18 protein-coding genes are annotated in these 20,083 nt (G+C 72.7%); 6 read left to right on the forward strand and 12 right to left on the reverse strand.

Annotated features, from left to right (window positions below; all coding sequences use genetic code 11):
• Window positions 1–188 (reverse strand): hypothetical protein (locus tag ACFP3V_RS14330; RefSeq protein WP_380583381.1); only part of this gene is annotated, 188 nt, incomplete at its 3' end.
• A gap of 90 nt (window positions 189–278) precedes the next feature.
• Window positions 279–1,442 (reverse strand): PucR family transcriptional regulator, encoded by a 1,164-nt coding sequence (locus tag ACFP3V_RS14335; RefSeq protein WP_380583382.1) that lies wholly within the window; start codon window positions 1,440–1,442, stop codon window positions 279–281.
• Window positions 1,443–1,608: 166 nt separating this feature from the next.
• On the opposite strand from ACFP3V_RS14335, the gene ACFP3V_RS14340 reads away from it, so the two are divergent.
• Window positions 1,609–3,324, forward strand: a complete 1,716-nt coding sequence (locus ACFP3V_RS14340) for an aldehyde dehydrogenase family protein (RefSeq protein ID WP_380583383.1) — start codon at window positions 1,609–1,611, stop codon at window positions 3,322–3,324.
• Between the two features lie 1,093 nt (window positions 3,325–4,417).
• Here ACFP3V_RS14340 and ACFP3V_RS14345 read toward each other — a convergent pair.
• Together ACFP3V_RS14345 and ACFP3V_RS14350 are read right to left on the reverse strand one after the other, a co-directional pair.
• Entirely contained in the window at window positions 4,418–4,936 is a 519-nt protein-coding gene (locus ACFP3V_RS14345) for a hypothetical protein (RefSeq protein WP_380583384.1), read from the reverse strand.
• Between the two features lie 126 nt (window positions 4,937–5,062).
• Window positions 5,063–6,100, reverse strand: a complete 1,038-nt coding sequence (locus ACFP3V_RS14350) for a cation diffusion facilitator family transporter (protein ID WP_380583385.1) — start codon at window positions 6,098–6,100, stop codon at window positions 5,063–5,065.
• A gap of 360 nt (window positions 6,101–6,460) precedes the next feature.
• Here ACFP3V_RS14350 and ACFP3V_RS14355 point away from each other — a divergent pair, with 360 nt between their 5' ends.
• The 4 genes from ACFP3V_RS14355 to ACFP3V_RS14370 all read left to right on the forward strand — a co-directional run bounded on the left by ACFP3V_RS14355 (window position 6,461) and on the right by ACFP3V_RS14370 (window position 10,993).
• Window positions 6,461–8,023, forward strand: a complete 1,563-nt coding sequence (locus ACFP3V_RS14355; RefSeq protein WP_380583386.1) for a pyridoxal phosphate-dependent decarboxylase family protein — start codon at window positions 6,461–6,463, stop codon at window positions 8,021–8,023.
• Window positions 8,023–9,402, forward strand: a complete 1,380-nt coding sequence (locus ACFP3V_RS14360; RefSeq protein ID WP_380583387.1) for a serine hydrolase domain-containing protein — start codon at window positions 8,023–8,025, stop codon at window positions 9,400–9,402. The genes ACFP3V_RS14355 and ACFP3V_RS14360 overlap by 1 nt, the downstream gene beginning before the upstream one ends.
• A 320-nt stretch (window positions 9,403–9,722) precedes the next feature.
• A complete protein-coding gene (locus tag ACFP3V_RS14365; RefSeq protein WP_380583388.1) occupies window positions 9,723–10,373 on the forward strand; it encodes a ClpP family protease in 651 nt (216 codons plus the stop codon).
• Between the two features lie 17 nt (window positions 10,374–10,390).
• On the forward strand, window positions 10,391–10,993 hold the full coding sequence (locus ACFP3V_RS14370; RefSeq protein ID WP_380583389.1) for a ClpP family protease: 603 nt from the start codon (window positions 10,391–10,393) through the stop codon (window positions 10,991–10,993).
• Window positions 10,994–11,091: 98 nt separating this feature from the next.
• Here ACFP3V_RS14370 and ACFP3V_RS14375 read toward each other — a convergent pair whose 3' ends face one another.
• Complete coding sequence (locus ACFP3V_RS14375) at window positions 11,092–11,523, reverse strand: helix-turn-helix domain-containing protein (RefSeq protein ID WP_380583390.1); 432 nt, start codon at window positions 11,521–11,523, stop codon at window positions 11,092–11,094.
• A 166-nt stretch (window positions 11,524–11,689) separates the two neighbouring features.
• Between ACFP3V_RS14375 and ACFP3V_RS14380 the strand changes: the two genes are divergently transcribed.
• Window positions 11,690–12,091 (forward strand): nuclear transport factor 2 family protein, encoded by a 402-nt coding sequence (locus ACFP3V_RS14380; protein ID WP_380583391.1) that lies wholly within the window; start codon window positions 11,690–11,692, stop codon window positions 12,089–12,091.
• A gap of 7 nt (window positions 12,092–12,098) precedes the next feature.
• Here the strand turns inward: ACFP3V_RS14380 and ACFP3V_RS14385 are convergent, their stop codons facing one another.
• The 7 genes from ACFP3V_RS14385 to ACFP3V_RS14415 form a co-directional block, all read right to left on the reverse strand.
• Window positions 12,099–12,686, reverse strand: a complete 588-nt coding sequence (locus ACFP3V_RS14385) for a PadR family transcriptional regulator (RefSeq protein ID WP_380583392.1) — start codon at window positions 12,684–12,686, stop codon at window positions 12,099–12,101.
• Window positions 12,687–12,806: 120 nt separating this feature from the next.
• Window positions 12,807–14,360: an NCS1 family nucleobase:cation symporter-1 gene (locus ACFP3V_RS14390; protein WP_380583393.1), complete on the reverse strand. Its 1,554-nt coding sequence runs from the start codon at window positions 14,358–14,360 to the stop codon at window positions 12,807–12,809.
• Window positions 14,361–14,385: 25 nt separating this feature from the next.
• Window positions 14,386–15,402: a TIGR03842 family LLM class F420-dependent oxidoreductase gene (locus tag ACFP3V_RS14395; protein ID WP_380583394.1), complete on the reverse strand. Its 1,017-nt coding sequence runs from the start codon at window positions 15,400–15,402 to the stop codon at window positions 14,386–14,388.
• Window positions 15,403–15,429: 27 nt separating this feature from the next.
• Entirely contained in the window at window positions 15,430–16,836 is a 1,407-nt protein-coding gene (hydA, locus tag ACFP3V_RS14400; RefSeq protein ID WP_380583395.1) for a dihydropyrimidinase, read from the reverse strand.
• 11 nt (window positions 16,837–16,847) lie between these two features.
• Entirely contained in the window at window positions 16,848–18,200 is a 1,353-nt protein-coding gene (locus tag ACFP3V_RS14405) for an aspartate aminotransferase family protein (protein WP_380583396.1), read from the reverse strand.
• Window positions 18,201–18,205: 5 nt separating this feature from the next.
• Window positions 18,206–19,093 (reverse strand): nitrilase-related carbon-nitrogen hydrolase, encoded by an 888-nt coding sequence (locus ACFP3V_RS14410; protein ID WP_380583397.1) that lies wholly within the window; start codon window positions 19,091–19,093, stop codon window positions 18,206–18,208.
• 473 nt (window positions 19,094–19,566) lie between these two features.
• On the reverse strand, window positions 19,567–20,076 hold the full coding sequence (locus ACFP3V_RS14415) for a hypothetical protein (protein WP_380583398.1): 510 nt from the start codon (window positions 20,074–20,076) through the stop codon (window positions 19,567–19,569).
• Window positions 20,077–20,083: the final 7 nt, after the last annotated feature.

A 20,083-nucleotide genomic window follows, 5' to 3' on the forward strand; every position in this document is an offset into this window, starting at 1 on the left:
TCCGGCACCGTCGCCGCCACCGCGTGCCGGTGCGCCGACGCCGACGCGAGCTGCGGCGTGGACGCGGCCCGCGTCCACACGCCCAGCGCGGCGGCCGTGGACGCCAGCAGCACCAGCGCCCAGCGCAGCGCCCGCCGCAGGCGCAGCCGGGCCAGATCCGTCCCGCGCGCCAGCCCGTTGCCGCGCAACGCCGTCTGCCTGCCGCCACCCCACACGATGCCGCCCCTCTCCTCCCCACCCGAGAGACGAGCACCGCGATCCCGGAGTTCCCGCAGGTGTCAGCGGGGCGGCCTGCCGCCCACCGTCCGCAGCGCCCGCAGGGCGATCCACAGCTCCGCCGAGCCGACGGCGTCGGCCGGGTGACGGCCGGTCAGCTCGGTGATCCGGTTGACGCGGTAGAGCACGGTATTGCGATGACAGTGCAGACGCTCCGCGGCCCTGGCCGTCGATCCACCCGCGGCGAACCACGCGTCCAGCGTGTCGAGCAGCATCGACCGCTCCGCCCTGGGCAGGGCCAGCACCCCGCCGAGCACGCCCGCAGCCACCTCCGCGCCGACCTCCGGGGCGGCCGCTGCCAGCAGTGCCACCGGCGAACTCCCGTACACCTCACAGCCGTCGGCTCCGACCGGGACACACCGTGCCGCCAGCTGCGCCTGCCGCCAAGCCCGCGGCACGCCCTCGGGCCCGTCGCACGCCCTGCTGACGCCGATCCGGCCGTCGGCCCCGTCCGCGAGCACGTCCGCCACCTGTTGGGCCGTGCCCGCCAGCAGTCCCACCCATGCGTGCACCTGCTGCAGCCACACGCCGGTCACTCCGGCCGCGCGCAGTCGTTCGGCCGCCTTCGGCCGGACGCCCTCGGTGTGGACGACGACCAGCGGCCCGAGCCCGTCCAGCCCGAGCAGGCGCAGCACCTCCGCTCCCCGCGCTCCGGCGGCACTGCCGTCGAGCAGCCCCGTGAGCAGACCGCGCCGCAACTCGGCGTCCTGGCGGGTCCGTTCCTCCACCACGGTCCGGTAGGCGTCGGCCGCGGCGCTGGAGAACTCGTCGATGACGAGCCAGACGTCGGAGGCCACGGGCAGCAGGTCGCCCTCGCAGCCCTCGACCCGCGCCGCGTCCAGCAGCCGGTCCCAGATGAACCGCCCGGCCAGTCGGAAGGCGTGCAGCAGCGCCGCCAGGGGAATGCCCTGCTCCGCCTTGAGCGTCCCGGCCGCGCGAGCGGCCTCCAGGCTCATCGGCCGGCCCTGGAGCGCCACGAGCAGGGTGCACAGGTTGTCGTGCACGGCGCCGCGCAGCTGCGCCCGGGTCAGCCTCGTGCTGTGCGCGTAGGCGGCCTCGTCGCGGAAGATCGCCTCGGTGAGCTCGTCGGCCAGCGGCTCCACCGCGCCCAGCAGCCGCAGCACCAGCGCCGCGGCTCGCGGCTCGGAGGCCAGGTGTGTCGTCATGCTGCCCCACCCTGACGTTCCTTGTGCCGCGGCACAAGAGCCCGGCCCGCAACTCCCGCCGCCTGCCCATAGCCTGCCGCGCTCGCAGGGAGGATCATCACCTGCACGGGGCTGCCGACCCCGTCCCCTCGTGCCCCTGCACAGTGCGCCGTCGAAGGAGCCGCCGATGACCACCTCTCTTCCGGACACCGCCGAAACGGACCGGATCGACCAGGTACTCGACCAGCTGGCCGAGGGCGAGACCGCCTGGGCGGCCTGCGGACTGGCCCGCCGCCGCGAACTACTGGAGCAGGTCCACGCGGCCACCGCCGCCCACGCCCGGGCCTGGGTCGAGGCCGCCGCCGGCTACAAACAACTGCCCTCCGGCAGTCCGCTGTTCGGTGAGGAGTGGATCTCCGGGCCGTACGCTGTGCTCACCGCCACCACCGCACTCGCCGACAGCGTCCGCGCCCTGGAACAGGGCCGCAGCCCCGTCGACGACTACACACTCGCCGCCGGGCCGGAGGGACGCGTCGCCGTCCGCGTACTCCCACACACCCGCTGGGACCGGCTGCTGCTCAACGGCTTCTCCGCCGAGGTCTGGATGCCGCCGGGCACGACCGCCGCCGAGGTACGCGACCGCGCCGGCCTCGGCCTGCGGACGCCCACGGCCACCGCGGGCATCGGCGTGGTGCTCGGCGCGGGCAACATCACGTCCATCCCGGTGCTGGACGTGCTCTACGAGCTCTACGCCCACAACCGGGTGGTGGCCCTGAAGCTCAACCCGATCACCGACCCGCTGCTCGACGTCTTCCGCGCGGTGCTGGACCCGTTCATCAGAATCGGCGCCGTACGCGTCCTCACCGGCGGCGCGGACGTCGGCGGCTACCTGGTCCGCCACACCAAGGTCGCCCATGTGCACATGACCGGCAGCGCGGCCACCCACGACGCGATCGTCTTCGGCACCGGTCCCGAGGGCGAGCAGCGCCGCCGGTCCGGAACTCCCCTGCTGGACAAGCCGGTCAGCAGCGAACTCGGCGGCGTCTCCCCGGTGATCGTCGTTCCCGGCGACTGGTCGGAGGCGGACCTGCGCTTCCAGGCCGAGCACGTCGCCACCCAGCGCCTGCACAACGGCGGCTACAACTGCATCGCCGGCCAGGTGGTGCTGCTGTCCCGGGACTGGCCGCAGAAGGACCGCTTCCTCGCCCATCTGCGCCACGTCCTCGCACAGGCCCCTGCCCGCCCGGCCTACTACCCCGGCAGCGACACGCGCGTCACCCAGGCCCTCGCCACCCACCCCACCGCCGAACGCCTCGCCGGCGGACGCGTCCTGCTGCCGGGCCTCCGGCCGAGCGAGGCCGACCCTGCGCTGACGACGGAGTACTTCGCCCCGGTGCTGGGCGTGCTCGAACTGCCCGGCGGGCCACGCGAGTTCCTCGACGCGGCGGTCGAGACGGCGAACACCGAACTGCTCGGCACCCTCGGTGTCAACGTCCTCGCCCACCCGGCCACCATCGCTGCCCTCGGCCGCACCTTCGACGAGGCGGTGGCCAGACTGCGCTACGGCACCATCGCCGTCAACGCCTGGACCGGCCTTGGGTACCTGACCCCCACCGCCACCTGGGGCGCGTTCCCGGGCCACACTCTGCAGGACGTCCAGAGCGGAATCGGCGTGGTGCACAACGCCGTTCTGCTGGATTCCCCCGAACGCACCGTCGTGCGCGGCCCGTTCCGGCCCGCGCCGAGGTCGGTCCTGCACGGGGAGTTCGCCCTCACGCCCCGGCCCCCGTGGTTCGTCACCAACCGCACGGCGGCGACGACCGGCGAGCGGCTTACTGCGTTCGCGAGCCGCCCCCGCTGGTCCGCGCTGCCGGGCATCTTCGCGTCGGCGTTGCGGGGGTGAGGCAGAGGGTGCGGGGCGCGCGGGGCGCGCGGGCCGCGTGCTGCTGAGGTCTCATGCCTCGGTGCTCGCGGCTTGCGCCTCGCGCCTCGCGCCTCGCGGCTCGCGGCTCGCGGCTCGCGCTGAACGCTGAACGCTACACGCCTGCAACGGCATTGTCTGGCGGGCGAGTTACTCACCGTGCTGCTCGCTCCGCTCGCCTCCAAAGACGCTGGCTAGGAGGGAGGGGTGGCGGGGCCGCTGCCTCGGTGCGGGCGGTACGCGGGCTGGCGGCCGTTGCGGCTGCGCCGGGCCCACGGGGACTGAGCCTGGGAGTGCGTGGCGGGCTGGCGAGGGTAGGGCGGGGACCGTCGACAACCCGCCACCATGCGCAGGCCCCCGCGCCGCCCCGCCCCTCCCGGGCACACCCGCCCACCCCACCGGACACGAGCCCGAGCCCCCGACCCAAATGGCGACTTGGCGAGAGTGCAGCGGAAACCATCGACAACCCGCCACCATGCGCAGGCCCCCGCGCCGCCCCGCCCCTCCCGGGCACACCCGCCCACCCCACCGGACACGAGCCCGAGCCCCCGACCCAAATGGCGACTTGGCGAGAGTGCAGCGGAAACCATCGACAACCCGCCACCATGCGCAGGCCCCCGCGCCACGCCGCCCCTCCCGGGCACACCCGCCCACCCCACCGGACACGAGCCCGAGCCCCCGACCCAAATGGCGACTTGGCGAGAGTTCGGCGGGGACTGTCGGCAACCCGCACACGGGTGCCATGCCTGTCCGGGCTGGCACACCCAGTCGTCTGCCTGCGGGAAGACCTTGTTCCGAACACATCAACCCACCACCACCGGGCCGCGCCGGGCCGCGCCGACCCGCGCCCGACAACGGCGGCTGGCCCCCACCCCGCCCGCTCCCGTAGTTGCCGTCTTTCCGCGAGCGGAGCGAGCAGCACGAACCCCAGCCCGCCCAACGGCGAATGCCGTTGCAAACGTCCCGCGAACCCCCTGTCCTACGGGCAGCCGAAAGGAGCCCGCCCTCAGCAGCTCAACGGCGGCTCCACGGCAGCAGCTTCCAGGCAGCTCCACGGCAACTCTCCACGGCAGCTCTACGGCAGCGGATAGACCTCCTGCCGTGCCGCCCCCTCCGGCCGGGCCGCCCGGTACACCACAACCACCCGCGTAAACCGCTCGACCCCGGAATGCCCCGCCCACGCCCGCGGCCGAGTCAGAACCACGTTCACCGCGTACCGATGAAAGTGCCCGGCAGCACAGTACGGTCGGCAGTCGTTCGCCACGTCGTACCCGCTCCCCCGCGCCTCACTGGCCGCCCACGTCGACCACTTCATCGAGGCCAGGTAGTTGTTGCCGTCGCCGCACGCCAGCACGTAACTCGCCGGGCGCACCCGCGGCTTGTGGGCACAGTCGAGCACGACCCGACGCGCCCCGCTCGCCTGCGCCGCCTCTCCCGCCAGGACCCTTCCGCCGGCCTGGGCGGTCCCGGCACCGGAAGAAGTTGTCACCGAGGCCGACCCGGCATGGCCGGCCTGCGTCGAGACCGTCGCCGCCGCCGGAATGAGAAGCGCGCCGCCAAGGACGATGCCCAGGGCAATCTTCGTCGCAGCCATCGATGCCCCCAGCGGGCCTGCCCGAAGGGGGCCGCAGGACAGCCCCACCCCGGGGAACAAATCGGACAGGTCCACGCTAGGGCGCTCGCCCGCGCACCGCCCCCGCTGCTGCGTCGGACGCGCCGATCAACCGCCTACCCCCGGCAGGACCACCCCGTGATGACGAAGTCCCGCGTGCGCCTCCACCCCAGCCGCACCGGCCGGGTCCAGATGCACCGTCGCGGCGGCGAGCCGCGGCACCGCGTGGATCAGGGCGTGCTCGGCGGCGACGGCGATGGCGTGCGCACGGGCGACGGTCAGCTCCGGGTCCACGACGACGTCCGTCTCCGCATGCAGGCTGTGCCCGATCCACCGCATCCGTACCCGCCCGACGCCCTCGACCCCGACGACGCCCCGTAGCGCGACGCGCGCCTGCTCGACCAGCGCCGGATCCACCGCGTCCATCAGCCGACGGCCCACCTCCCGGGCCGCGTCGCGCAGCACCGACACGATCGCGACGGTGATCAGCAGTCCGACGACCGGGTCCGCCCAGCGCAGCCCCAGGGCCACGCCTCCCGCTCCGACCAGCACGGCGAGCGACGTGAACCCGTCCGTGCGGGCATGCATGCCGTCCGCGACCAGCGCGGCCGAGCCGATCCGCCGGCCGGTCCGGATGCGGAAGCGGGCGACCCACTCGTTGCCGACGAACCCGGCCAACGTGGCGAGGGCGACCGCGCCCAGGTGCGTGAGGGGCCGGGGATGCAGCAGACGGTCGACCGCCGCCACGGCGGTCAGCGCGGACGACGCGGCGATCGTCAGCACGACCGCCACGCCCGCGAGATCCTCGGCGCGGCCGTAGCCGTAGGTGTAACGGCGATCGGGCGCCCGCCGCGCGACAAGGAAGGCGATGCCCAGCGGAACGGCGGTCAGCGCGTCGGCGGCGTTGTGGACGGTGTCCCCGAGCAGGGCGACCGAACCTGAGAGTCCGACGATCACTGCCTGCACGACGGTGGTCAGCCCGAGGACGGCGAGCGAGAGCCACAGCGTGCGCATGCCCTCGCGTGAGCCCTCCATCGCCGTGTCGACCCTGTCGGCGGCGTCATGGCTGTGCGGCGTGAGCAAGTGGCCGATCCGGTGCCGGAGTTCGGCCCACCGGCGCCCCGTCGGGTGCCCGTGATCATCCACGTGCTCATGCCCGTGAGCACCCTCGCCACGTCCGTGGCCCGCGCCATGGCCGCGTTCGGGGCCGCGTTCAGTGCCGCGTTCGGGGCCGCGTCGGTGACCGTGCTCATGACCGAGACCGTCAGCATGACCGTCAGCACGACCCTCAGCATGACCGTCCTCGTGACCGTCATCGTGACCCGGACCGTGGCCCCACGTGGCATCCATGGCCCCACCGTGGCACGGAAATCCCGTTGCAGCCACCGTGGTTGTACGACGCCTGACCAGGTGCGACACCCCCGCAAGAGCAGGCGTCGCGCAAAGCCGGCCGGACGCCCCGGGCGCATGGTTGATCACCGCCCGCTCCCGGGGTAGCGTCCGCCCATGTCCTCGACACCCGGGCTGCCGGAGACCGGCCGGACGACCGCCGCACTGCTGGCCGAGCTGACCGCGCTCACCTCGGGCGACCTGCCCACCCGGGGCGGACGCACCGCCGCGTACGTCTACGACAGCGGCCGGCCGGAGGTGCGCGCCGCGGCCACCGAGGCGTACCTGGCCATGCTGGAGGTCAACGGGCTGGACCCGACCGCCTTCCCCAGCATCGTGGCGCTCGAACGGAGCGTCGTCGGGGCGGTGGCCTCCCGGCTGGGCGGAAGCGGCGCGACGCCGGGCATCTTCACGAGTGGCGGCACCGAGTCGATCATGCTCGCCGTGAAGGCCGCACGCGACGCGAGACCCGAGGTCACGGACCCTCAACTCGTCGTCCCGGTCACCGCGCACGCCGCGTTCCACAAGGCCGGCGCGTACCTCGGCCTGCGGGTCGTGCCCGTGCCCGTCGATCGGGAGACGTTCCGTGCCGACCCCGCCGCGATGGCCGCCGCCTGCGACGACGGCGGGACCGGCGGCGCCCGGGGCACGAGCGGCAGCACGGTGCTCGTCGTCGCGTCCGCGCCCTCCTACGCACACGGCGTCGTGGACCCGGTCGCCGAGATCGCGGCGCTCGCCGCGGACCGCGGCATCCCCTGTCACGTGGACGCCTGCGTCGGTGGCTGGCTGCTGCCCTGGCTCGCCGAAGCCGGCGCGCAGATCCCGCGGTTCGACCTCTCCGTGCCCGGTGTCACCTCCCTCTCCTGCGACCTGCACAAGTTCGGCTACGCGCCCAAGGGCTCGTCCGTCCTCCTCTTCAACGACGAGTCGCTCCGCCGGGCCGCGTACTACGCCTGTGCCGCCTGGCCGGGCTACACCGTCGTCAACTCGACCGTGCAGAGCAGCAAGGGCGCCGGTCCGCTGGCCGGCGCCTGGGCGACGCTGCAGGCGCTGGGCGCCGCGGGCTACCGCGAGCTGGGCCGCGCGGCGCTGTCCGCAACGCGTCGTCTGGTCAAGGGAGTCGAGGCGATCGACGGCCTGCACGTCCTCGGCCGGCCGGACGCGACGCTGGTCGCCATCGGCTCCGACTCCCTCGACCTCTTCGCCCTCGCCGACGAGGCACGGACCCTCGGCTTCTTCCTCCAGCCGCAGTTCAGCCTGGACGGGATGCCCGCCAACCTGCACGTCACGCTGACCGGGGTGAGCCAGGCCGGTGTCGACGAGCTGCTCGCCGTGCTGGCCGAATGCGCCGACCGGGTGCGGCCGTTGGGGCCGCCGACGCCGCCCGCCGACCTCGTCGCGCTGCTGGGGCAGGTGGACCTCACGACGCTCGACGACGCCTCTTTCGCCGCGCTCCTGCCCGCCGTGGGCGTCACCCCGCAGGGCGCGGAGCCGCCCAGGATGGCGGCGGTGAACCGCCTGCTCGATGCCCTGCCGCCGAGCACCCGCGAGCTGATCGTGACCCGCTTCCTGGCCGCTCTCTACAGCCCGTACCTGGACAGCCCACAGCCGGACAGCACGCAGTTGGACGGTGCGCAGTTGGATAGCATGCGGCTGAACAACCCTTCCCTGGAGTTCTGATGACGACGCCCCTGCCCCGTTCCGCGCCCTCCGCCCAGGACATCGACGCCCGCGGCGTGGTCGCCTTCCTCGACGCGATCGACGGCGTGGGCGGAATCGAGCCGCACGGCATCGTGCTGCTGCGGCACGGGAACGTCGTCGCGGAGGGCTGGTGGTCTCCGTACGCCGCCGACCGGGTGCAGCTGCTCTACTCGCTGAGCAAGAGCTTCACCTCGACGGCTGCCGGATTCGCCTGGGCCGAAGGGCTGTTGGACCTGGACGCTCCGGTGGTCTCCTACTTCCCGGAGCTGGACGCCGAGGTCACCGACCCCCGCAGCCGGGCGGTCCTGGTCCGGCACGTCGCCTCCATGTCGGCGGGGCACTCCTCCGAGCAGTGGGACCGCGCGCTCGCCGCCGACCACGACGAGCCCGTGCGCGGTTTCCTGCTCGACCCGCCGGACGGCACGCCGGGCGTCACCTTCGCCTACAGCCAGTCGACCACCTACACCCTGGCGGCGATCGTCCAGCGCCTCACCGGCCAGACCCTGGTCGAGTACCTGCGGCCGCGGCTGTTCGACCCGTTGGGGATCGACCAGGCGCTGTGGCAGGAGCATCCGAAGGGGCGCAACATCGGCTTCTCGGGACTGCACGCCACCACGGAGGCGGTGGCCCGGCTGGGCCAGCTGTACCTCCAGGGCGGTGTCTGGGAGGAACGGCAGCTGCTCTCCGCCGAGTGGGTCGCGGAGGCCACCCGGCCCCAGGTGGACAACAGCGCCACGGGCTGGGCGCCGGACTGGACGCAGGGCTACGGCTTCCAGTTCTGGATGGCCCGCCACGGCTACCGCGGGGACGGCGCCTACGGACAGTTCTGCGTCGTGCTTCCGGAGCAGGACGCCGTGCTGGCCCTCACCGCGGAGGCCGAGGACATGCAGGCCGTCCTCGACGCGGCCTGGACGCACCTGCTTCCGGCCTTCGAGGGGAAGGGCTCGGCCGAGGCGGACGAGGAACTGGGGCGGCGCCTGACGGCCCTTCAACTGCCGTTCGACCAAGGACAGGAGAGCGAGCTGCCGAGCGGCACCTTCACGGCTGCGCGCTCGGCGCTGCCGGGCCTGGAGCGTATCGCCCTGGCGCCGGGCGAGCTGACCCTGCACGAGAAGGACGGCACCGCGACGGCCCTCCCCCTGGTACCGGGCTCGTGGCCGGTCTCCGGCCACTTGGCCGCCCGAGCCGCGCGGACGGACGAGGACACGGTGACGGTGCACCTCCAGTTCGTCGAGACCCCGCACAAGCTCCGCGTCCGCTGCGACCTCCGCACGGGCACCTTCGACGCCACCTGGCACACGGTCCCGCTCGGCCCTTCGGACTTCCCGATCGCCGAGCTCCGCGCCCCGCGCGGCTGAACCGGGCGACGCCCGGTACCTGTCCGGGGCCGATGGCCGCGGTCGGATCGGTCACGGCCATGGCCAGGGGACCAGGAACGGGCGGGGCCGCGGGGCACGCCCATGGGTGGCGCTGCAGCAGGTCGCCGCGCATGCGCCGTGTCCCTCGCGACCGCCTCGCGGGCCCCACGGGGCCGGTCCGCGGAGACCGGGCGCGCCGGGCCGGATCGCGCTCTGCCCAGGGCGAATCTGCTGCGGGCCGACAGCCCTGGGCGCGGGCCGCCGCGGGAGTCAGGGTGGGGATGACCACCCGGACGTTCCCGACGCAGGAGGCCCGCCCCATGGCATCCCTGACCGACCGTCACCACCCGCTGCTCCCCCGCGCCGAGGAGGGCGACACCCCGCCGACCCGCTTCGACGACCACCTCGCCGCGCAGCTGCTCACCCAGCGGATCATCGTGCTCGGCACCCAGGTCGACGAGGTCTCGGCCAACCGGGTCTGCGCGCAGCTGCTGCTGCTCTCCGCCGAGGACCCGCGGACCGACATCAGCCTCTACATCAACAGCCCCGGCGGCTCGGTGACCGCGGGGCTGGCCATCTACGACACCATGCAACTGATCCCGAACGACGTGGCCACGCTGGTCATGGGCTTCGCGGCGAGCATGGGCCAGTTCCTGCTGACCGTCGGCGCCAAGGGCAAGCGCTTCGCCCTGCCCAACGCGCGGATCATGATGCACCAGCCCTCGGCCGGCATCGGCGGCACCGCGGCGGACATCGCGATCCAGGCGGAGAACCTGGAGTTCATGAAGCAGGCGATCGAACGGATCACCGCCGAGCACACCGGGCAGGCACCGGAGACGATCCGCCGCGACGGCGACCGCGACCGCTGGTTCACCCCGGCCGAGGCCAAGGAGTACGGCCTGGTCGACCACGTGGTCACCTCGCTGGCGGACGTCCGCCCGGCGGGCCCGCAGCGGCGCATCGGACTGTGAGGGGCAGGGAGACCGAGATGAGCCAGTACACCGTTCCGACCGTCGTCGAGCGCACCACGCAGGGCGAGCGCGCCTACGACGTCTTCAGCCGGCTGCTGTCCGAGCGGATCGTCTTCCTGGGCACGGAGATCGACGACGGCGTGGCCAACGTCGTCATCGCGCAGCTGCTGCACCTGGAGGCGTCCGCCCCCGAGCAGGAGATCGCCGTCTACATCAACTCGCCCGGGGGCTCCTTCACTTCGCTCATGGCGATCTACGACACCATGAGCTTCGTCCGCGCCCCGATCGCCACCTTCTGCGTCGGGCAGGCCGCCTCCACGGCGGCGGTGCTGCTCGCCGCCGGCGACGCGGGCCGGCGCCACGTGCTGGAGCACTCCCGGGTGCTGCTGGGCCAGCCCGCAACCGGCGGCCGCCAGGGCACGGTCTCCGACCTGCATCTGCAGGCGCAGGAGATGCTGCGGATCCGCGCCCAGGTGGAGGAGGTGCTGGCGCGGCACACGGGCCACGACACCGCGACGCTGCGCGCGGACATGGACCGCGACAAGGTCTTCACAGCGGAGGAGGCCGTGGGCTACGGCCTGGCGGACCACGTGCTGAGCCGGCGCGCGGTCCCGGCCTGACGGGGCGTCAGCGGGCGCGCGGCGCGCCGGGCACGGGCGCCGAGGCTCGTGCCCGGCAGCGCCCACGGCGCCTGGCTCACTGCCGGCGGAGGAGCGGCTCAGGCCGCGAGGCAGAGCCCGTCCCGGCGGGCCTGCGCCCGCGCGGCAGCCTGCCGCACGGCGGTCAGCTCGCTCACCGTCCGCAGCACGGCGTCGCCCCGGGCGGGGACGGCAGCCGGCCGACGGCCCGTCACCCGCGCCTGCCGGGCGGTGAGTTCGGCCTGCGCGAGACCGAGGACCTGCCCGAGACCGAGGCCGAGCGCCCGGGCCGCGGCCGCCAGCACCTCCGAGGACGCCTCCTTGCGGCCGCGCTCCACCTCGGAGAGGTACGGCATCGAGATCCGCGCGGCCTCGGCCACCTCCCGCAACGTCCGCCCCTGCTCCAGCCGTCGGCGGCGCAGGACGNGCCCGCCGCCGACGACGTCACGCCACAGCGGCTCGGGCGCCGGGTCGCCGCCGGAGGGTGCCTGCCTGGGTGCTTCGCTGCTCATCGTCCCAGGATAGGAAGGCACGGCGGGACCGCACCCCTGCGGCGCGTCCGCCCTGCGCGAACCCCCGCCGATCCATGCCCATGCCGCCGCGACCGCCTCTCGACGCCGGCTCGGCGCGCCGGTACGCTCGGCTCTCATACTCAATTAATTGACTATGGAGTGAGCGATGCACCCGTTCCGCGCCGCCGTCGAGTCCGGGGACGTCGAGGCAGTCGAGGCCCTGCTCGCCGAGGACGTCGTCTTCACCAGTCCGGTCGCCTTCAAGCCCTACCCGGGCAAGGCCGTCACCGCCGCGATCCTGCGCGCGGTGATCCGCGTCTTCGAGGACTTCCGCTACGAGCGGGAGATCGGCGGTCCGGAGGACCGGGACCACGCCCTGGTCTTCAGGGCCACGGTGGCCGGCCGGGAGGTGCAGGGCTGCGACTTCCTGCACCTGAACGAGGACGGCCTGATCGACGACTTCACGGTGATGGTCCGCCCGCTCTCCGGCGCCCAGGCCCTGGCCGCCGCCATGGGGGCGCAGTTCGACCGGATCGCCGCCGAGGCGCAGGCCGCCGGGCAGGCCTGACCTCGCGTCAGGTACGGCCTCGGCCCTGCACGTCCGCCTGGGTGCCGCGGCGTTCCAGCACGGCCAGAGCCTGCTCGCACCAGCGCTGGTTCTCCCGCTCGAAGGACAGGCCCCGCATCAGCGTCAGGTAGGGGCCGACGCGCTCGGCCGTCGCCAAGTAGTCGTCCTCGAACCGGCCGTCCAGCAGCCGGGCGCGCAGCCGCTCGTAGCGGGCGATCTTCGCCTCGGCGCTGCCGATCCGTTCCCGCAGCGCCGCGCGCACCGTCTCCGCGTCCCCGGCGTCCACGGCCTGCACTTTGACCAGCAGGTCATCGCGGATCGCGGAGGGCCGCGGCGGCTCGGCGGTGAACGCGCGCAGCGCCTGGAGCCCCGCCTCGGTCAGCGCGAACAGCCGCTTGTTCGGCCGGCCCCGCTGCTCCACCACCCGCGCCCGGACCAGTCCGTCGGCCGCCATCCGCTCCAGCTCCCGGTAGAGCTGTTGCGGCGTCGCCGCCCAGAAGTTCGCCACTGACGCGTCGAACCCCTTGGCCAGGTCGTACCCGGACGCCTCGCCCTCGACGAGCAGGGTGGACAGGATCGCATCACGCAGTGCCATGCCCGCAGCCTACCGGGCTGCTATTCAACTCGGTGAGTAGCTCAGGAGGCCGGAAGCACCTTGGCCGCCCTGACGGCGAGGCAGGGCGGCCAAGGGGTCGGAGGGGGTGGTGACAGGGCGTCAGCCGGCCTGCCGCCGCCCCGCGCTGAGGACGGCGTAGACGACGAACGCGGAGGCCAGGCCGACGGCCCAGCCGTAGTCGGCCAGCGGCTTGAGGAACGGGATGACCCCGTCCGCCGGGAACGGGCCCTGCTTCACGCCCTTGACGACCGTGGAGTAGGAGCCGCCGATCGCCAGGACGCCGCCGACGGCGAAGGCCAGCACCGCGCGGAGGTTCCAGCCGCCGGTGTACCAGTAGCGCCCGTCACGCCGGTAGAGGTCCGCGAGCGCCAGCCGGGTCCGGCGCAGGAACCAGTAGTCGGCGATGAGGATGCCGGCCACGGTGCCGAGCAGGCCGCCGACCACGCCGAGCCAGGTGAAGATGTAGACGTGCGGGTTGGCGATCAGCTTCCACGGCAGGATCACGATCCCGACCACACCCGTGATCAGCGCCCCCGTACGGAAGTTGACGTACTTGGGAACGAGGTTGGACAGGTCGTAGGCGGGCGAGACGACGTTCGCGGCGATGTTCACCGACAAGGTCGCCACCATCACGATCAGCAGCGCGAACAGCGCGCCCACCACGTTGCTCATCTTCGCGCTGAGCGCGATCGGGTCCCAGATCGGCTCCCCGTAGACCGCCTGCGAGCCGGACGTCACGAGCACCGACAGGACCGCGAACAGCGTCATCGTCGTCGGCAGTCCCAGCGTCTGCCCCCACAGCTGCGCCCGCTGGCTCCCGCCGAACCGCGTGAAGTCCGGGATGTTCAGCGACAGCGTGGACCAGAAGCCGATCATGCCCATCAGCGAGGGGAAGAACACCTTCCAGAAGCCGCTCCCCCACCCCAGCTGCGAGGGCTGGTCCAGCAGCGGGCCGAAGCCGCCCGCCTTCGACGCCATGACGCCCAGCAGCACCAGCGCGCCCACGATGACCAGCGGCGCGGCCCAGTTCTCCACCCGGCGCAGCGTCTCCATGCCGCGCGTGATCACCGCGATCTCGATCAGCCAGAACACCAGGAACGACAGCCACTGCGTCCACGGTGTCCCGGATATCTGACCGGCCGCCAGCCAGCCGTGGCCGAGCACCTTCCCGGCCAGCAGGTAGATGCCCTCGCCACCGATCCAGGTCTGGATGCCGAACCAGCAGCACGCCACCGCCGCCCGCACCAGCGCCGGCAGGTTGGCCCCCCGGAGGCCGAACGACGCCCGCGCGAACACCGGGAACGGGATGCCGTACTTCGTCCCGGCGTGGCCGGTCAGCAGCATCGGCACCAGCACGATCACATTGGCCAGCGCGATCGTCAGCACGGCCTGCTTCCAGTCCATGCCCAGGGCGACCAGGCCGGAGGCCAGCGTCCACGAGGGGATGCAGTGGGCCATGCCGACCCACAGCGCGAGGTAGTTGTAGGTGCGCCAGGTGCGGCGCGCGATAGGGACGGGGGCGAGGTCGCCGTTGGCGAAGCGGGGGTCGTCCAGGACCACCCCGTCGGCCAGGGCGACCCGGCCGTCGGCGTAGGTGAGCTGTGCGGCGGAGGGATCGGTGGATCTGGAAGGTGCGGGAGTAGCCGAGGACACCGGGGACCACCTCTGTTCTTGTGGATCAGCCTCTCAGGACGGGGATGACGTGCTCGCCGTAGGCGTCGATGGTCGACTCCACGGCGTCGTGCATGGCGTAGACCGCGAACTGGTCCACGCCCAGGGACCGCAGCTGCTCCAGCTTCTCCAGGTGTGCGGACACCGGTCCGACCAGGCAGAAGCGGTCCACGATCTCGTCGGGGACGAAGGCGGTGTCGGGGTTCCCCGCCCGTCCGTGGTGGGAGTAGTCGTAGCCCTGGCGCGCCTTGATGTAGTCGGTCAGCGCGTCCGGGACGAGCCCGCTGTGCTCGCCGTAGCGGGCCACGAGATCGGCGACGTGGTTGCCGACCATGCCGCCGAACCACCGGCACTGCTCGCGGGCGTGCGCGAGCTGCTCCTCGCTGCCGTCCGTGACGTACGCGGGCGCGGCGACGCAGACGGTGATCGACTCGGGGTCGCGCCCGGCCTGCTCGGCGGCGGTACGGACCGCCTTGACCATCCACTCCGTGAGGAACGGGTCGGCCAACTGGAGGATGAAGCCGTCCGCCTGACGGCCGGTCAGCTCCAGCGCCTTCGGCCCGTAGGCACCCATCCAGATCGGCAGCTTCGGGTCGCCGCTGATCCAGGGGATGCGCATGACGGTGCCGTCGACCTCGGCCTCCCGACCCTCCGCCAGCTCCTTGATCACGTGCATCGCGTGCGAGAGCCGCTCCAGCGTGGCGGGCCTGCGCCCGGCCACGCGCTGGGCGGAGTCGCCACGGCCGATGCCGCACACCGTGCGGTTGCCGAACATGTCGTTCAGCGTGGCGAAGAGGGAGGCGGTGACCTCCCAGGTGCGGGTGACCGGATTGGTGACCATGGGACCGACGGTCAACCGCTCGGTCTGCGCCAGGATCTGACTGTAGATCACGAACGGCTCCTGCCACAGCACGCAGGAGTCGAAGGTCCAGCCGTGGGTGAAGCCGGCCTGCTCGGCACGGATCATCCGGTCCACCAGCAGCCTGGCGGGCGGGTCGGTCTGGAGGACGAGGCCGATGTCCATGGCACGGCTCCTTGGGTCGAGAGCAGGCTAGATGAGGTACTGGCTGGTGGCGCGGGGCAGGTAGGCCCCGTGCCCGGCACGGCCGAGGTACTCGCCGCGGTCCACGACCGGGGTGCCGCGCGAGAAGACGGTGCGGGAGCGGCCGGCGAGCCGCTTGCCCTCGTAGGCGGAGTAGTCGACGTTCATGTGGTGGGTGGCCGCCGAGGCGACGTAGGAGTCGTGCGGGTCGTAGATGACGACGTCCGCGTCGGCGCCCGGGGCGAGGGTGCCCTTGCGCGGGTACAGGCCGAACATCCGGGCCGGGGTGGCGCAGGCCAGCTCGATCCAGCGGCGGCGGGAGATGTGGCCGTCCACCACGGCCTGGTGCAGCAGGTCCATCCGGTTCTCCACGCCGGGCAGGCCGTTGGGGATCTTCGAGAAGTCGCCGCGGCCCAGCTCCTTCTGGCCGGAGAAGCAGAAGGGGCAGTGGTCGGTGGAGACCACGGACAGGTCGTTGGTGCGCAGCGCCTTCCACAGCGCGGCCTGGTGCTCCTTCGGCCGCAACGGTGTGGAGCAGACGTACTTGGCGCCCTCGAAGTCGGGCTCGGCGAGGTTGTCGGTGGACAGGAACAGGTACTGCGGGCAGGTCTCGCCGAAGACGTTCAGGCCCATGTCCCTGGCCTGGGCGAGCTCGTTGACGGCCTGTTCGGCGCTGACGTGGACGACGTAGAGCGGGGCCCCGGCGACCCGGGCGAGCTGGATGGCGCGGTGGGTGGCCTCGGCCTCCAGGAGTTCCTTGCGGACCTCGCCGTGGTAGCGGGGGTCGGTGCGGCCGGCGGCGAGGGCCTGCTCGACCAGCACGTCGATGGCGATGCCGTTCTCGGCGTGCATCATGATCAGGCCGCCGTTGGAGGCGGAACGCTGCATGGCGCGCAGGATCCGGCCGTCGTCGCTGTAGAAGACGCCGGGGTAGGCCATGAACAGCTTGAAGGAGGTGACGCCCTCCTCCACCAGGACGTCCATCTCCTTGAGGCTGTCCTCGGTGACATCGGACATGATCATGTGGAAGGCGTAGTCGATGGCGCAGTTGCCCTCCGCCTTGGCGTGCCAGGCGTCCAGGCCCTCGCGCAGCGAGGCGCCGACCGACTGGACGGCGAAGTCGACGATCGTCGTGGTGCCGCCGAAGGCGGCGGCCCGGGTGCCGGTCTCGAAGGTGTCGGAGGCGAAGGTGCCGCCGAAGGGCAGCTCCATGTGCGTGTGCGCGTCCACACCGCCCGGGATGACGTAACAGTCCGAGGCGTCGTACTCGGCCTCGGCCGTCCAGGCGTGGGCCGCTTCGCTGCCGGTGGCGGCGATCGCGGCGATCCGCTCGCCCTCGATCAGGACGTCGGCGTGGACCTCGTCGGTCGCCGTGACCACCAGGCCGTTGCGGATGACGGTGCGTGCCGGGCTCACAACTCCCCCTCTCACAACTCTTCTTCGACGGACCACAGTTCCTGCTGCGCCTGGCGCAGCGCCTCGCGCAGCAGCTCGGCGCCCTCGACCGCCTCGTCCTCGGTGAGGGTGAGCGGCGGCGCGATGCGCAGGGTGCTGCCCTGCGGGCCGCCCTTGCCGATCAACAGACCGAGCTCGCGGGCGCGCTCGAGCACCGTGGCGGCGGCGAGGGCGGAGGGCTGGCCGTCCTGGTCGACCAGTTCCACGCCGATCATCAGGCCCTTGCCGCGGATCTCGCGGACCATCGGCAGCTGACGGGCCGTCACGTCCAGCCGCTGGCGCAGGATCCGGCCCATCCGGCGGGCGTTGCCCTGCAGGTCGTGCTCCAGCAGGTAGCGCAGGTTGGCCAGGGCGCCGGCGGTGGTGACCGGGCTGCCGCCGAAGGTGGAGATGGAGTTGGCCCCGAGGCAGTCCATGACCTCGGCGCGGGCCACCACGCCGCCGATGGACAGGCCGTTGCCGAGGCCCTTGGCGAAGGTGAGCAGGTCGGGCGGGCCGCTCTGGCCGTGCGCCTCCCAGCCCCAGAAGTGGTCGCCGGTGCGGCCCCAGCCGGTCTGCACCTCGTCGCTGATCCAGAGGATGCCGAGGCGGTCCAGCACCTGCCGCTTGAAGGCGGCGAAGAGCCCGTCCGGGCCGTGGGTGAAGCCGCCGACGCCCTGGACCGGCTCGGCGATCAGCGCCGCGACCGGGCCGCCGACCTGGGCGAGCATGTCCTCCAGATCGGCCACGCAGGCGTCGATGAAGGCGCGGTCGCCGAGATGGGCGAAGGGGCCGGACGTGCGGACCGAGCCGTGGACGTAGAGCGTCTGCAGCGGCGAGAGGCTGGTGGGCGACCAGGAGCTGTTGCCGGTGATGCCGATGGTGCTGAACGAGCGGCCGTGGTAGCTGTTGCGCATGGCCAGCACCTGGTTGGACCGGCGGTAACTGGTCGCCAGCAGCAGCGCCGCGTCGTTGGCCTCCGTGCCGGAGGTGGTGAAGAAGACCTTGGCGTCGGGGATGCCGGAGAGCATCGCGATCTGCTCGGCCAACTCGACCATGGGGGTGGACAGGTAGAGCGTGGAACTGTGCAGCAGGCGCCCCGCCTGCTCGGAGACCGCCTTGGTGACCTCGGGCAGCGCGTGGGCGGTCATGGTGGTCAGGATGCCTCCGAAGAAGTCCAGGTAGCGCACCCCGTCGGAGTCCCAGACGTGGCGTCCCTCGCCGTGGGTGAGCTCGATCGGGTCGGCGTAGTACAGGGCGAGCCAGGCGGGGGTGACCGCGCGGTGGCGGGCGATCAGCGGCACCGGCTCGTCGAGCGGGGTGGGCAGCGGCTCTTGCGTGGTCATGGAGCTCAGGCCTCCGTGAGGGGTCCGTAGGCGTCGGGACGGCGGTCGCGGTAGAAGGCCCACTGCTGACGCACCTGCTCGATCAGGCCGAAGTCCAGGTCCCGGACGACGAGTTCCTCCTCCTTGTCGGAGGCGACGTCGCCTACGAACTGGCCGCGCGGGTCCACGAAGTAGCTGGTGCCGTAGAAGTCGTTGTCCCCGTACTCCTCGACGCCCACCCGGTTGATGGCGGCGATGAAGTACTCGTTGGCGACGGCGGCGGCCGGCTGCTCGAGCTGCCACAGGTAGGCGGAGAGACTGCGGCTGGTGGCGGAGGGGTTGTAGACCAGCTCGGCTCCGGCCAGGCCGAGCGCGCGCCAGCCCTCGGGGAAGTGGCGGTCGTAGCAGATGTAGACGCCGATCCGCCCGACGGCGGTGTCGAACACCGGCCAGCCGAGGTTGCCGGGCTTGAAGTAGTACTTCTCCCAGAACCCCTTGACCTGCGGGATGTGGTGCTTGCGGTACTTGCCCAGGTAGCTGCCGTCCGCGTCGATGACAGCGGCGGTGTTGTAGTAGAAGCCGGCCTTCTCGACCTCGTAGACCGGTACGACCATCACCATGTTCAGCTCGGCGGCCAGCGCCTGGAAGCGGCGCACGGTGGGCCCGTCCGGGACCGGCTCGGCCCAGCGGTAGTGCTCCGGCTCCTGCACCTGGCAGAAGTAGGGCGCGTTGAACACCTCCTGGAAGCCGATCACCTGGGCGCCCTGCGCCGCGGCCTCGCGGGCGTAGTGCTCGTGCAGGTCGACCATGGACGCGGTGTCGCCGGTCCACTTCGTCTGGACCAGCGCGGCCCGGACGATGCGCCGGGCGCCCGACGGCGTCTGGGCGGAACTGGCCTGAGCAGCATCGGACATGACGGAACCTCACCTTCAACGGCGTGTTCTACGTGCGTAGAATCATGGTGCGAGGCGGCGTTGCTGGCAATACTTCGCGCGTAAAGCCCGGGGGGTCGGTTGTGTTTCCGGAGGGCGCGTTCCGATTGCGCCTTCCGATCTCGGGACCATACCCATCCGCACGCCAGATCATGGGCGGCACGCGCGGGGCCGATCGGGTCACTTTCGGATGAAGCGGACCCCGGCCGAGCGCGGGTCCGGCCCGACCCTGCGGCGCGCGGGGCGCGGGCCCCGGCGGAGACGGCGGCCTGCGGCGCAAGGCCCCCGGCGGAGACGGCCCTCCCCGAGGCGCGGGCCCAGCTCCCAGCAGAGACGGACGGCCCACACCACGCCGGCCCGGGCGGACGGGTCTCGGCGGTGGGCCGGACCCTGCGGTCAGCGGGGTCGGCGGAAGGCGGGGCCGGCGGTGGGCGGGGCCGGTGGTCGGCGCTGGGTCAGTCGCGGGCGCCGCGTCGCGGGACCGGCTCCACGATCTGCGCGTGGGCTCGTTCCCGCAGGTCGCGCAGGATGGCCGCCGGGGCGCCGAGACCGTCGAGGCGCAGCCGGGCGGATTCGACCCGGGAGTCGGGGCAGTTGGGAAACGCCAGGTGGAGCGACTCGTGCAGCATCCACAGGTGGTAGGTGAGCAGCCGCTCCGCATGCTCGCGCAGGGGCAGGTACTCCGCGGGGAGGGGCATCCGCTCCAGCTCCGCCAGCAGGCGGTGGTAACGGCCGGTCAGTTCGGTCGCCCGCTGGGCGACTTGCCCCGGCACCTCGCCCGGCAGGCCGCAGGCCAGGACCAGGTCGTCCGCGGCCGGCTGCAGGGCGACGGCCTCGTCGAGCAGCGCGGCCAGGGAGACGGCGTGCAGCACCGGATCGAGCTCCGGTTCCGGGGACACGGGCCGGGGCAGCAAGCCGCTGGCCCAGGCGCGGAGCCGGGCGGTGCGACGGCGGGATGAGGACATGGCGCCT

It is taken from the genome of Streptacidiphilus monticola (assembly GCF_042658505.1).
In the GTDB taxonomy this organism is placed as follows: Bacteria; Actinomycetota; Actinomycetes; order Streptomycetales; family Streptomycetaceae; genus Streptacidiphilus; species Streptacidiphilus monticola.